Genomic DNA, 13370 nt, shown 5'->3' on the forward strand with positions numbered 1-13370 from the left:
GAATGGAAAAAGAAGCGCGCCTATCATTCAGGGATTCCGTTCAAAAAGCGGAAAATCTGGTCGTAGAGAGGGTCGTTAGACTGGTACAGGCTTAGCAGCGCCTGCTTTCTGCCGTTTTTTCCAAAAAACCAGCCGCCGGTGTACCAGGCAAGCGGGGACTCGAACTGATAAGGGGGAAACACTCTGCCTTTGTCGTCTGTGCCACCCGTGGAGCCTGTGTGCAAATAAGCGAGCAGCCTCTCGCGCTTTTCCTGATCGTAGGTGACGCCCAAATCGAACTCGATTTCCAGTCCCATACCGCTGTGGGCGGCGGAGGCTGCCGCTTCGGTGAGGCTCCTAGAAGGGTTGAAATACGTATTCGGCTGCAAAAACGCCAGATCAAAGCCGAGCGTTTGCCATTCATCCCATCCACGGGCTCCCTGATACGGGATCCATATCGATTGCAGACGGCGTCCATCTGTATGGCACGCGTGGATTTGCATGTTTACGTCCCTGATGACAAAGCGATCGTCAAATGCACCGCCGTAATCGTACAGGCTCTCCTGGAGCCAGTAAAAACCTTGCAAGCGAAGACAGCAGCGCAGAGGGCTGGTCGACCATCTTTTCAGGAACAGGCAGATCCAATCGACGACAGCTTGTATCCGAAGCAGGTCATCCGGAAAGACGGCAGGGTTGGGGTAGGGGAGAGCGATCCATACATTTGCATGGGGGAGTGGGGAACGCTGGACTGCCTGGCAAAGAGCATCCAGGTTTCGCTCGCGCAAAAACAGCTCATCGAGATACCTGACCCATTCGTTCCAAGTGGCCGGTGCTTTTTCATTGCGGGTCAGGTACCGTCCTTCGCCGGTTACCGTGAGAATGCCGAGAGCGAGGAAAAGGAAGTCGCTGAACATGGCACCGTCGATGAAGCCCGTGGATGGATTCGTATGTGTCAAAAGCGGGGCAAAATCCGCAGGCTCCCAAAATTGATAGTGTGGCGTGCCATCCGATCCGATGCTGTAGCCGGCATACGCGAGAAACAGCTGATCTACCTGTCCTTTTTCCAAAGCGGGATAAGAAGACAAGTTGCACCACCGCTTTCCCAGAAGTCTGTGTCTGTATCGCCCAAGATCTTGTATGTATATGAAGAAACAGCTTGGGCTATCCCGTGCGAACAAAATCACGAAGACCGCTTCTATGGATCGACCGCTCTTGAAAAACCAAGCAAGCAAGCTCAGCAAGCTGTTCGACAAACGGCGGTCATCCTGAGATCATTTCTTTTCCTACGGAAGGAAGGGGGAGCGATGCAGTCAAGTTGGAAAAATAAGATCCGGATTCGGCATGATCGGGGAAACCTGAATAGAGAGCTTGGCGGCGAATGTGGAGTGGGGGGGGACTTCGCTTAGAAAGGAATCAGATAAAGGTTATTCGTGGAAGGTTTTGAATTGATTTGGCGTATTATGAATGAATTTGACAGAAAATGATTGTTCGTGAAAGGTTTCTGCGTTATAATCGGTTACGACAAGCTGGATTTTTCAATCAAGGAGGCAATCATGCTTACTCCTGAGCGTCATCAGCTTATATTATCCATGCTGAAAGAAAAAGATACGGTTCGCATCACGGAATTGGTCGAAATGACAGGTGCCTCTGAGTCCACGATTCGCCGTGATTTGAGCGAGCTGGAAGAACAGTCGCTGCTCAAACGCGTGCACGGTGGGGCGTCATCGCTGCAAAACAAGATCGAAGAGGCGACCATGCAGGAAAAATCGGTCAAATACGAGCAGGAGAAGACGGCAATCGCCCGGTTTGCGGCGAGCCTGGTCAACGAGCGGGACTCCATCTTCATCGACGCTGGTTCGACTACGTCACGCATGGTACCATTCCTTCTTCACGACAATATCGTCGTGGTGACGAACAGCCCGGATATTGCGATCCAATTGATCAGGCGTAGCATTCGAACGTTTCTGATCGGCGGAGAATTGAAAGCGGCAACATGGTCGCTGGTCGGGCGGGAAGCGGTCCGCTCCATTTCCCAGTACCGATTTGACAAATGCTTTATCGGGACGAACGGGATCGATATCACCAATGGACTGACGACACCCGATCCGGACGAGGCTTATGTAAAACAGCTGGCTTTGCAGTTTTCCGACCGGCGCTTCGTTTTGGCAGATTCTCACAAATTCAACAGGGTCACCTTTGCCAAATTCGGCGATCTCTCCGATGTGACGATTGTTACAGATGAGCGATTGGGTGAAGAAGAGCAAAGCATCTACGGCAAGTGGACCCATTTAAAAGTGGTGAAAGCATGATTTACACAGTTACCCTGAATCCTTCGATCGACTATCACGTATGGGTCGAGGCCATGACAGCGGGCACGATCCATCAAGTGCAAAAAGAGTGGAAGGTCGCCGGAGGAAAAGGAATCAATGTATCCAAGGTGTTGCAGCGGCTCGGCTGTCCGAGTGTCGCTCTGGGATTTGTCGGCGGATTCACGGGCGCCTTTATAAAGCAGCAGCTCGAACAGGATGGGGTCGAACACCGCTTCATCCCCATCTCAGGTGATTCGCGGATCAACATCAAGATCAAGGCTGATCAGGAAACGGACATGAGCGGAGTTTCTCCCGATATTCCTGAGGAAGCGCTGCAGCAACTGCTGGATCAACTGGACAGGCTGAATGCAGGAGATTTTCTCGTGCTCGCGGGAAGCGTCCCGGCAAGCATCCCTTCCGATATTTATCAGCACATCATGGGGCGGATGAATCAGCGCGGGGTCCGAGTCATCGTGGACGCGAAAGGCCAGGCGCTCGGAAATGCGATCGATGAAAAGCCGTTCTTGATCAAGCCGAATCATCATGAGCTGGGCGAGCTTTTCAACACCCAAGTCGAGACGGTTGAAGAGGCTGTACACTTTGGCAGGATGGCTCTGGAGCGAGGCGCTGCCAACGTGATCGTTTCCATGGCGGGGGACGGCGCTGTTTTTGTCAATCGCAGCCGGGCATTCTCGGCCCATTTCCCCAAACAGCAGGCAGTCAATTCAATCGGTGCGGGAGATTCGGTTGTTGCTGGCTTTTTGTATGCGCATTCGCGCGGGATGGACGAGAAAGAGGCGTTTCGATTTGCGGTTGCGGCTGGCAGCACGACTGCCATCTCGGAAGGTTTTTGCACGTTGGAAAAAATCGAAGCGTTTTTACCGCAGATTACCATTACAGAGAGATGAGAGGGGGCATTTCCTATGCAAAGTCAAATTCGTATCGCAGACTTGCTGCGAGCAGACACGATCGTCATTCCGATGGAGTCGACGACCAAAGATGCGGCTCTGGATGAGTTGATCGACCGCCTGGATCAGGCGGGCAGGCTGACCAGCAAGGAAGAAATGAAAGCGGCTATTCTCGCGCGGGAAGCACAAGGCTCGACGGGAATCGGGGAAGGCATCGCTATTCCGCACGCAAAGACGGCCGCCGTGAAACAGCCAAGCATTTGCTTCGGCCTTTCGCGGGAAGGGGTCGATTTCGATTCGCTTGACGGACAGAAAGCCCATCTCTTTTTCATGATTGCGGCGACTGCCGATGCCAACCAGGCCCACCTGGAAACATTGGCGCTCCTCTCCCAAATGCTGATGGATGACGACGTGCGTGCAAAGCTGCTGCAAGCGCAGACGGGGGAAGAAGTATTGGCGCTCCTCTCCCACAAGGAGCGGGAAATGAACGGGGAAGAGGCTGTGGAAGAACCGGCAGGCAATGCCTCTGCCCAAGATTCGGCTGACTCCCGGTCCGCGGTGAAAGTCGTGGCGGTGACGGCGTGTCCGACCGGTATCGCCCATACGTACATGGCAGCAGATTCGCTGGCAAAAAAAGCAGCCGAGCTGGGCATTGCGTTGAAAGTGGAAACCAATGGCTCAGGCGGCGTGAAAAACCGGCTGACCGAGCAGGATATTGCCGAAGCGACAGCCGTCATCGTTGCTGCGGACAAACAGGTCGAGATGGAGCGGTTCGCTGGAAAGAACGTCATCGAAGTGCGTGTAGCCGAAGGGATCCGCAATCCGGAAGGCCTTCTCGAGCGCGCCGTCAAGCAAGACGGACCTGTCTATCAGGCGAAAGCCGGAACGCGTCAGCAATCGTCCGCGAATGAAAGCGCACCCAAACAAAAACGCGAGTCTTATTTCTACAAGCATCTCATGAACGGGGTATCAAACATGCTCCCGTTCGTCGTGGGCGGCGGGATTATCATCGCCTTGAGCTTCATGTTTGGCATCAAAGCATCCGATCCGAACGATCCGTCATTCAACCCGCTGGCAAAGATGTTGATGGACATCGGCGGAGGCAGCGCCTTCGCTCTGATGATTCCGGTGTTGGCCGGCTTTATCGCGATGAGCATCGCGGATCGTCCCGGTTTCGCTCCAGGGATGGTCGGGGGGATGCTAGCGACCTCCGCTGGTGCCGGTTTCCTCGGCGGTCTGATCGCCGGTTTTCTGGCCGGCTACGTTGTTGTGCTGCTGCGCAAAGCGCTGGCGTGGTTGCCGGCTTCGCTGGAAGGCATCAAGCCTATGCTGCTGTATCCGCTCCTGGGCATCCTGATTACCGGGGTCGTCATGATCTACGTCGTATCAGGGCCAGTGGCGGCGATCAATGCGGCTTTGGGTGAATGGCTGAAAAACATGAATTCGGGCAATGCCATCTTGCTCGGACTGGTTCTGGGAGCCATGATGTCCTTTGACATGGGCGGCCCGTTGAACAAAGCGGCGTTTACTTTTGGTATCGCGATGATCGCCGAAGGCACCTACACGCCCCACGCAGCGATCATGGCTGCGGGCATGACCCCGCCGCTCGGCATCGCGCTGGCTACCACATTGTTCAAGAAAAAGTTTACGGCGGAAGAGCGACAGGCAGGGAAAACCGCCTACGTCTTGGGAGCGACATTCATTACGGAAGGGGCTATTCCCTTCGCGGCAGCTGACCCGACCCGCGTCATTCCATCCATCATGGTAGGCTCGGCGGTAGCGGGCGGACTGTCCATGTTCTTTGGATGCACCTTGCCTGCGCCGCACGGAGGATTGTTCGTCCTCCCGGTAGTCGGCCATGCAGGATTGTACGTGGTGTCCATCCTCGTCGGCACGGTCGTCACCGCTTTGATGCTTCGCATGTTGAAGAAAGACGTTTCCGAATAAATCCAACCAACAGGAGTGAGCCAAATGGTAGCAAAAACTTTTGTCATTCAAAATCCGACGGGACTCCATGCACGTCCAGCCTCTTTGTTCGTACAGAAGGCAGCTTCGTTCCCGTGTGACGTTCAAGTCATCAAAGGCAGCAAAAAAGTCAACGGAAAAAGCATCATGGGTCTGATGGCGCTCGGAGCGGCCAAAAACGATGAAATTACGCTGGAGGTCACTGGCGAGCGTGAACAGGAAGCATTGGAAGAACTGGGGAAAGTCTTGACCCACGTTCACGGTTAAGCTGGGGGTAACATCCTCTTTTATGTAGCGACGTTTCATTGACATCCAAGCCGGTCTGGTTTGGGTGTCCTTTTTTATGCGCAGGTACATGCGTTATTACGAACATTTCAACCTTATGAAAACGCGCGATGGTTGTATAGTTTATCGCAAAAGCAAAGGCGGAGGGCCTTCTTTCGGAATAGAAGGAAGCGATCGTTTATCAAAAAAGAATCCGGAAGAAAGGCATTCATACACGCTGAGACATTCAGGGACTTCGGTCCTAAATGCAAGGCGAATAAGTACAAGAAAATTGGATTAAACAAATGTTTAAATGGAATTTCTCCGAATAGGCTACCCGTCAATATGGACGAGGGTTGTGAGAATGGCCTAGCTTGGGCTGATCGAGAAAATCTAGCAAAATGGTAAAGGTTACTAATCATCGATTTTTTGTGATACAATTAAAGTGAATTGAAATATTTGGATTGTTTTTCACTTCCAAAGGAAAGGATATGGCTGTTTATGAGTCATCTCATTGGGATACCCCCAAAGCTTTCCGAACAAAATCAATCGATCGATGGGGGAGGACAAAGATATGAAATACAACCTTTTTACATTGGACAAGCATCCTGAAATGGCAAGCCGTTTTGATGATTTGAATGAAGTCGGTTGGCCGACGTTCATGTTATATGATGAAGTGGCGATCCAATATTATGCCCAGGTGGTAGAATACTTTCCGCAGTTCCAGTTTTGTATTACGGATGAAAGTGGGACCGTAATGGCTTGCTGCAATTCTGTGCCCTTTTATTGGGATGGAACAGAGGAAGGACTACCAGCCGGATGGGATCATGTATTTCTGAAAAGCATCGAAGATTACCAACAGGGAAGAAAGCCCAACACAGTATCTGCTCTTGCTATCGTGATCCATCCCGATTACCGTGGGAAGGGGATCAGCAGCATCATGGTAAAGGCTCTGAAAGATTTGGTTAAGAGCCACTCCATCCAACATCTGTTTGCGCCTGTAAGGCCTTCTTTTAAATCGAAGTATCCGCTGACTCCCATGAGCCAGTACGTCCATTGGAAAACGGATGACGGTGTTCCATTTGATCCCTGGATCCGGACTCATTTGCGAGTAGGGGGGAAAATGATCAAGCATGCTCCGGAATCCATGATCATTAAAGGAACGGTAGCAGAGTGGGAAAGCTGGACAAATATGAAGTTTCCTGAGTCGGGTACATATATTGTTCCAGGGGCCCTTGTTCCTGTTACCGTGGACGTTGAGAAGAATGAAGGACGTTATGTGGAACCCAATATCTGGATCCAACATTTCTAAATGGAGGATGGTTCTATGAACCGTTCACAGAATTGATGCTCGAATGTACGTAAGCAACGTCCTTCAAGATCGCGGGGAGTCTAAGTCGATCGCGATATTTTGAAGATAGAAAGGCCGGAATTCCTTAATGGATAAGGAGTTCCGGCCTTTTGCTTTCACTAGCCAACCGTTTTCCACGTTTCCGTCCCCGAGTCAACAGCTGGGAGAGAAAGAGGCCTTTCATCAAATCCACCTGCTATTTTTTTCCCGCCGTCGGGGAATCATGTAGCTATCAGAAAAAGGGGAAGGATGGTAAAGATGGAAGGCACGGTGCCAAAAACGGTGCACAAAAAGGCCAGAAAACGGCGAATCGTCACGAGGGCGCTCACCATTTTGATCGGAGCCTTGCTCGTCTCCGTCGGTCTGGAAATCTTTCTTGTCCCCAACAAAATCATCGATGGCGGAGTGACGGGCTTGTCCATCATGCTGTCCCATCTGACAGGCGTCAGACTTGGCGTATTTTTGTTTGTCCTCAATCTTCCTTTCCTCATCATCGGTTACAACCAGATCGGCAAGACGTTTGCTATCTCCACCCTGTTCGGCGTAGCGGTCATGTCACTCGGGACATCGCTCCTCATCCCGGTTCCCAGCTTGACCCACGATCTGTTGCTTTCTGCAGTTTTCGGCGGCATCATCGTCGGAATCGGCGTCGGCCTGGTCATCCGGGCCGGCGGGTCATTGGACGGTACGGAAATCGTCGCGATCCTCCTGACGAAAAAAAGCCCGTTTTCCGTAGGCGAAGTCGTCATGTTTTTCAACATCTTCATCCTGGGCAGCGCGGGCTTCATTTTTGGCTGGGACCGGGCCATGTACTCCCTGATCGCGTACTACATCGCCTACAAAATGATCGATCTGACCATGGTCGGTCTCGAGCAATCCCGATCGGTTTACATCATCAGCGACTACCCGGAGATGATCGGCGATACCCTGGCAGCTCGGCTCGGCCGGGGAATCACGTATTTGAGCGGCGAGGGTGGATATTCCGGAGAGGACAAGAAGGTCATTTTTTGTGTCATTACCCGTCTGGAAGAAGCCAAGCTCAAGTCCATCGTAGAGGAAATCGACCCTACCGCCTTCCTGGCGATCGGCCATATCCACGATGTGTCCGGTGGCCGCTTCAAAAAGAAAAAGATCCATTGAACAGCATCCTCACGCAGCTCCTTTGCGGCAGGCAGCACAGACTGCAGGCATGGGAGCTTTGAAAAGCATTATTTTTCAGAACCTTGTAAATCGATTGTTGATTTTTAACCATTTCGAATTTATGATTAATCTATTAAAAATGAAATCAACATTCCGAAATTCGGAACACGAACAAGGCCGATGAAAAGGATGATGACCATGCACGTAAGCACCCTATGGAGCAATCAAGGCCTCTTTTTCTCCCTGAATGGCCAAACGGCCCCAAAAGGCATTCGGACTCGCTTGACCATTCCGTCGCAAATGACGGTCTGGGAAGCGGCGGCGGTCGTAGAATTTGCCGGAAGAATCGGGTATCATCTGCCGGATTTGCCGCTGCCGGTCTATGAAAACATGTTTCAGACGGACCAGCTCGACAAGAACGGGCATATGCTCCTGTCGTCCTCTGAAAAGTTTCACCTCGTCATGGGGCACAACTGGGATTGGCTTGCGAAAGTTATAGGGGAGCCCATCCGAGAGTTGGAATCGGTACGGCAGGAAGGTCGGCAGGAAGGTCGGCAGGAGAGCGGCATCCTTCTGCTCGTTCGGCAGGAATCACGAACGATACTGGTCGTCACGGGGACATCGCCGCAAATGACACTGCACGCTGCACGCGCACTTGTGACGGAGCGAACGGGAGCCGACGCTCTCGAAGCAGCGGTTCCACTTCTCATACCGCCAGTCGTGTCCTTCCATCCATCGGGATCTGCCGAACAGCCAGCAGAAAACAGGCAGCTTTTCTCCCTGCACAACTTGTTTACGACGGAAGGAATTTTCCGACAGCGAGAGGGAGAATTGCCATCCACACTGGACGTCAGCCTGGCGGTAGGCACGCCGCGGCACGAGGAAACAGTCGCCTTGGTCGAGCTTGCCGCGAGAATGGCGCAAGCGGCTGGCTCTGTCTGCTTCCCCATGACGCATACGGCTGGCGAGGAGGGGCGTCGGGATCGTTTCGCCATCGAGATCGACACGGCTGTGCAAAGTGAATCGGAATTGTCTCTCGCCTTGCTGGATGATCGGCATGCGCTCAGACTGATCAGTCACTCATCTCGGCTGGTGCCCTTTGTCCGCGAGCTGATCGCAGAGGGACTGGAACCACTGGACGGCTGGGAGCGGGATACGTGGCGCCATCGCTTCGCTGCCCTGAAGAGCGGCTGTATGGACATTGCGCTTCGAGCGCAGCTCGGAATGCAAGCGTTTACTCGAAACCGCTCGGGACAGCTTCGCGAGCTGCAGCTTCCCGAGCATCTCGCCCAACCGGTGGAGCTGTGGCAGAACTACGTAGCCGTAAATGGGGAAGATGATCCGGTTTCCATCGTGACCGAGCCGGCTGAGCCAATATACACGGCGAAATGGGACGATCCTGGTGAACTGGAGGAGATGGAGAAGTATGTGAGCGATGCGGTCGGTACGCTCCTGGGAACACTCCTGCCGGGCACGGAACTGGATATTGAAGTGACGACGACCTCCAGCGAGCGTACCTTCCGGGAATGGTCCGGGCGGGTTCAATCGCACATCCGCGAAAAATGGGGAGTATCTGCGCGGCTGGTATTCCGGGACGCCAACAAATCCGGTTTGAACTGGGCCATGCAGGAAGTCTTGCCCCAGATCAAAACAATGGCGGACGTACAGCGTGTCGAACTGCGGACCCGGGCATTTCGGCCAAGCGACAAGCATCTCGACCTCGTGCATCGCTTTTTGCAAGAGCTGTATCCGTTTGACGCGATCCTGTCGGCTGAGCTCGGTCTGCCGATCGAACAAATTGCCCTTCGTCTGGATGAGGACGCAGAGGCACCGATGTTCTCGGCAGCAGCCTTTGGCCACGATGGCGTCGAGCTGAAAGTGTGGAGCTGGGAAGGGTGGGCGGAAAGCCTTCTGTACATGCCGGATCAGTCGAAGCGGGGGTATGTGATGGTGCCGTTTGCAGGTGTCCGCCTGCATGAGGCGGCAACGGGCCGCGAGCTCGCGAGCCAATCTTTCCCGACCAACCCGTATCGGTTCTGGAAATGGTATCAGCAGGTCGTGCTGCCCGAGGTATTGGAACGAGTCGGGAAGAATCAGGGTGTGCCCAAGTTTTCACGGCTGGAATGCCATGTAGGGATGGATGCGGTGGAGAAAAAGGTGCCCCATCTGGAAGAGAACAGCTCGGTCATGGAAGCCTTGCACGAAGACATCTACTTCTACACCTTGCACGCCATGCACGATCACGGGAAAAAGGCAGGCGACCCGGAATGGGACGCGCCGGGAGGAATCTTGCCCTTCATGCACGTGGAGCAAGGCGGCAGGCCTTGGGCAAGCGTCGCCCTGTACGCTTTTCCGAACGACCACCGGATACAAGTCGCGGACAGTCAGCAGCAAACAGAAACACTCACACCTATTCCTGCGGCCTTGTTCGAGGGAGCGAGAATCACAGCCTTGTCTCGGGCGGACAAGCAACGGTCTTTCTCCATCGAAGGATTGGCGGAGCGGCAGCTGCAGGAAAGCTGTGCGGATTGGCTGGCTTCCTCCTCCCAAAAAGCGATCGTGGCATCGATGGACAAGAGGGGTTCAGGACATAGAGGAGAGAAATCGATTGGCGAAGACCTTTTCGTAAACGAGGATGTCCACAATTGGCTGGAAAGCAACAGGAAAGCCATTTTGGGCCAGGTAACCCCCATTGATTTCTCCCTGAACGGCCGCTGGCTCTGGATGGTCGAACTGTTTGGGCAAAAAATCGGCGCCGGGATGTCTTCGCGCCCGGAAAAACATGGATTGTACAAGCCGACCTTTTTCATCAATGCCAGACATCACGCCAACGAAGTGTCCAGCACGAACGCCGCTTTGCAGTTCATCGATCAGCTCAATAGGGAACCACAGCTGCTCGAATCCGTCAATCTGGTAATCGTCCCGCTGGAGAATGCGGACGGTGCTGCTTTGCACGCCCGGATGGCGGAGGAAAATCCGTGCTGGAAGCTGCATGCGGCCCGCTACAATGCGTGCGGCCTCGAATTCGCCAAGTATCGGTTCCAGGACGATGTTCCGTTCGGAGAAAGTCGGGTCTACCCCAAAGTGTGGGAGCGCTGGGCACCGGATATTGTTCTCGACGACCACGGAATCCCGTCCCACGAATGGATCCAGCCGTTTAGCGGGTACCATAGCCCTCCGAGATTCCCGGTTTCCTACTGGATCCCGAGTGCGCGCATGTACACCATCTGGCGGGAGCTCACCGAAGCGTCGCCTAGGCAAAAGGAAGCTTACGAATCGCTCCGTACCTTCCTAACGAAAAGGCTGGATGCGGATCAGGCTGTTGCCGCCGACAACAAAGACTGGCTCCGAACGTACGAACGGTGGGGGAATGATTTCGATCCCGTCCACTTCCCGATCGAACTGTCAAACGGCAGCATCGCTTATACGCGCGATAGTCCAATCAATCGCGCATCTCATGATCTTATCGAGCGTTTCCCGGAATGGGTGACTGCGGATCTGATGACGGAGGTCAATGACGAGACCGTCTATGGAAAAGAGCTTTCTGCATGCAGGCACGCCCACCATGTCGTGCATCAGGCGATCGCGGACTGGATGAAGGACAGGCCAATCCAGCTGCGCCAGATCAAGCAGCTCATGCCGAATGGGACGACCCGGATCGGCTTGGAGCGCTCCAGACCCTTGTAGGGTCACGAACACCTATCCATATACACCGCAGATTGAAGGGGGTTTTATCATGGTTCTGATTGGCGTCGCGATTGTTATCATCGGTTTCATCGTCCGGTTAAATCCACTGTTGGTCGTAACCGTAGCAGGTCTCGTCACGGGGCTTGTCGCCCAGCAATCCTTATACGATATCATCGAGCAATTCGGCAAGGCGTTTACGACCAACCGCTACATGGCGATTTTTATCGCCACGCTTCCCGTCATCGGCCTGTTGGAACGATATGGCCTCCGCGAACAGGCCGAAGCCATCGTCTCCAAAATCAAGGCAGCGACGGCGGGCCGCATCATCAATGTCTACTTTTTCATTCGGGAAGTGGCAGCCGTGTTCGGACTGACGTCCATCGGCGGACATGCCCAGATGGTCCGCCCGTTGGTAGCACCGATGGCGGAAGGGGCGGCAGAAGCCAAGTACGGAAAAGACATTCCGGACGACGTTCGCCAAAAAATTCGCGCACACTCCGCAGCAGCCGACAACATCGGAGTATTTTTCGGGGAAGATGTCTTTATTGCCATTGGCGCCATCTTGCTGATGAAAGGCTTCTTCGATCAGAACAACATCCCGTCCGATCCGCTCAAGATGGCCATGTGGGCGATTCCGACCGCGATCGCAGCGCTCATTGTGCACAGCATCCGCTTGTATATGCTCGATCGATCGCTGGATCGCAGACTGGGCCAATCCAACAAGAAAGCCGTAGGAAAGGGGGAATAGCTCCATGTTCATCTCGATGGAGGCCGTATACGTCTATCTCGGTTTGTTCACCGTACTAGGTAGTTTGTTCACTTTCCGCGATCAAAAAAATCCGCGGCGCGTCACGTCCGGATTGTTCTATCTTCTTTACGGAATCACCTTGATGCTCGGCAGCATCATCCCACCGTTTGTCATGGGTCTTCTGGTCATCGTCATGGTCATCATCGTTGGGACAGGCGGCCTCAAGGTAGGCAGCTACGGGGAGGCGAGCAGCGAGGAGCGCCAGCAAAACCGCAAGCGCCTGGGCAACAAGCTGCTGCTGCCTGCGCTGCTCATCCCGATCATCACGATTCTCGGGACGACCGGACTGAAAGATGTGAAGATCGGGGACATGTTTATCCTGGATCAGAAGAACATCACGCTCGTATCTCTGGCGATCGCTACTCTTATTGCTCTCATCGTGGGCATCATGATGACCAAGAGCAATCCGATGACGCCTGTCAAAGAATCTCGGCGCCTGCTGGAGGCAATCGGCTGGGCAGCTGTGCTGCCGCAGATGCTGGCAACGCTCGGTACGATTTTTACCAGCGCAGGTGTCGGGAAAGTCGTTTCGGACCTGGTGAGCACCATCATTCCGACGCATTCCCTGTTCTGGGTGGTCTTCGCGTATTGCGTAGGGATGGCCCTGTTCACCATGATCATGGGCAATGCCTTCGCCGCTTTTCCGGTCATGACGGCGGGGATTGCCGTGCCGCTGCTGATCGGCCAGTTCGGCGTAGATGCCAACCACTTGGCGGCCATCGGGATGTTCGCGGGGTATTGCGGCACCCTGATGACACCGATGGCGGCGAACTTCAATATCGTTCCCGCGGCGCTGCTCGACTTGAAAGACAAGAACCACGTCATTCGAGTCCAGATCCCAACTGCGCTGATTCTCCTTTGCTTCAACATCGCGCTGCTTTATTTTATTTCGCTCTAGACGGTATGATCGGCGGAACTATGTCGCGATTCGGAAACAAATGATAAAATATGGACAAATC

Annotated in this window: 10 protein-coding genes; 9 read left to right on the forward strand and 1 reads right to left on the reverse strand. The window is 53.7% G+C overall.

Features of this window, described 5'->3' with window-relative positions; genetic code table 11:
* Nucleotides 1-23: 23 nt before the first annotated feature.
* Nucleotides 24-1064: a DUF4855 domain-containing protein gene (locus RGB73_RS14230; RefSeq protein ID WP_310773162.1), complete on the reverse strand. Its 1041-nt coding sequence runs from the start codon at nucleotides 1062-1064 to the stop codon at nucleotides 24-26.
* Nucleotides 1065-1532: 468 nt separating this feature from the next.
* Between RGB73_RS14230 and RGB73_RS14235 the strand changes: the two genes are divergently transcribed.
* From RGB73_RS14235 to RGB73_RS14275, 9 genes are all read left to right on the forward strand, one after another.
* On the forward strand, nucleotides 1533-2288 hold the full coding sequence (locus RGB73_RS14235) for a DeoR/GlpR family DNA-binding transcription regulator (protein ID WP_310773165.1): 756 nt from the start codon (nucleotides 1533-1535) through the stop codon (nucleotides 2286-2288).
* Nucleotides 2285-3196 (forward strand): 1-phosphofructokinase, encoded by a 912-nt coding sequence (pfkB, locus tag RGB73_RS14240; protein ID WP_310773168.1) that lies wholly within the window; start codon nucleotides 2285-2287, stop codon nucleotides 3194-3196. Before RGB73_RS14235 ends, pfkB begins: the two co-directional genes overlap by 4 nt.
* A 15-nt stretch (nucleotides 3197-3211) precedes the next feature.
* Entirely contained in the window at nucleotides 3212-5143 is a 1932-nt protein-coding gene (locus tag RGB73_RS14245) for a PTS fructose transporter subunit IIABC (RefSeq protein WP_310773171.1), read from the forward strand.
* Nucleotides 5144-5167: 24 nt separating this feature from the next.
* The gene (locus RGB73_RS14250; protein WP_310773174.1) at nucleotides 5168-5428 is read left to right on the forward strand and encodes an HPr family phosphocarrier protein; all 261 of its coding nucleotides are present in this window, start codon (nucleotides 5168-5170) and stop codon (nucleotides 5426-5428) included.
* Nucleotides 5429-5999: 571 nt separating this feature from the next.
* Nucleotides 6000-6737, forward strand: a complete 738-nt coding sequence (locus tag RGB73_RS14255; protein ID WP_310773177.1) for a GNAT family N-acetyltransferase — start codon at nucleotides 6000-6002, stop codon at nucleotides 6735-6737.
* A 297-nt stretch (nucleotides 6738-7034) separates the two neighbouring features.
* Nucleotides 7035-7916 (forward strand): YitT family protein, encoded by an 882-nt coding sequence (locus tag RGB73_RS14260; protein ID WP_310773180.1) that lies wholly within the window; start codon nucleotides 7035-7037, stop codon nucleotides 7914-7916.
* 198 nt (nucleotides 7917-8114) lie between these two features.
* A complete protein-coding gene (locus RGB73_RS14265) occupies nucleotides 8115-11603 on the forward strand; it encodes a M14 family metallopeptidase (protein ID WP_310773186.1) in 3489 nt (1162 codons plus the stop codon).
* Nucleotides 11604-11652: 49 nt separating this feature from the next.
* A complete protein-coding gene (locus RGB73_RS14270) occupies nucleotides 11653-12351 on the forward strand; it encodes a DUF969 domain-containing protein (protein ID WP_310773192.1) in 699 nt (232 codons plus the stop codon).
* A 4-nt stretch (nucleotides 12352-12355) separates the two neighbouring features.
* The gene (locus RGB73_RS14275) at nucleotides 12356-13309 is read left to right on the forward strand and encodes a DUF979 domain-containing protein (protein ID WP_310773198.1); all 954 of its coding nucleotides are present in this window, start codon (nucleotides 12356-12358) and stop codon (nucleotides 13307-13309) included.
* The last annotated feature ends 61 nt before the right edge of the window (nucleotides 13310-13370 follow it).

Source organism: Brevibacillus brevis (assembly GCF_031583145.1).
Lineage (GTDB): Bacteria > Bacillota > Bacilli > Brevibacillales > Brevibacillaceae > Brevibacillus > Brevibacillus brevis_E.

Bases quoted from the DNA above. Each gene is read 5' to 3' on its own strand.
- RGB73_RS14235 (WP_310773165.1), top strand. From the start codon at position 1,533: ATGCTTACTCCTGAGCGTCATCAGCTTATATTATCCATGCTGAAAGAA.
- pfkB (WP_310773168.1), top strand. From the start codon at position 2,285: ATGATTTACACAGTTACCCTGAATCCTTCGATCGACTATCACGTATGG.
- RGB73_RS14245 (WP_310773171.1), top strand. From the start codon at position 3,212: ATGCAAAGTCAAATTCGTATCGCAGACTTGCTGCGAGCAGACACGATC.
- RGB73_RS14250 (WP_310773174.1), top strand. From the start codon at position 5,168: ATGGTAGCAAAAACTTTTGTCATTCAAAATCCGACGGGACTCCATGCA.
- RGB73_RS14255 (WP_310773177.1), top strand. From the start codon at position 6,000: ATGAAATACAACCTTTTTACATTGGACAAGCATCCTGAAATGGCAAGC.
- RGB73_RS14260 (WP_310773180.1), top strand. From the start codon at position 7,035: ATGGAAGGCACGGTGCCAAAAACGGTGCACAAAAAGGCCAGAAAACGG.
- RGB73_RS14265 (WP_310773186.1), top strand. From the start codon at position 8,115: ATGCACGTAAGCACCCTATGGAGCAATCAAGGCCTCTTTTTCTCCCTG.
- RGB73_RS14270 (WP_310773192.1), top strand. From the start codon at position 11,653: ATGGTTCTGATTGGCGTCGCGATTGTTATCATCGGTTTCATCGTCCGG.
- RGB73_RS14275 (WP_310773198.1), top strand. From the start codon at position 12,356: ATGTTCATCTCGATGGAGGCCGTATACGTCTATCTCGGTTTGTTCACC.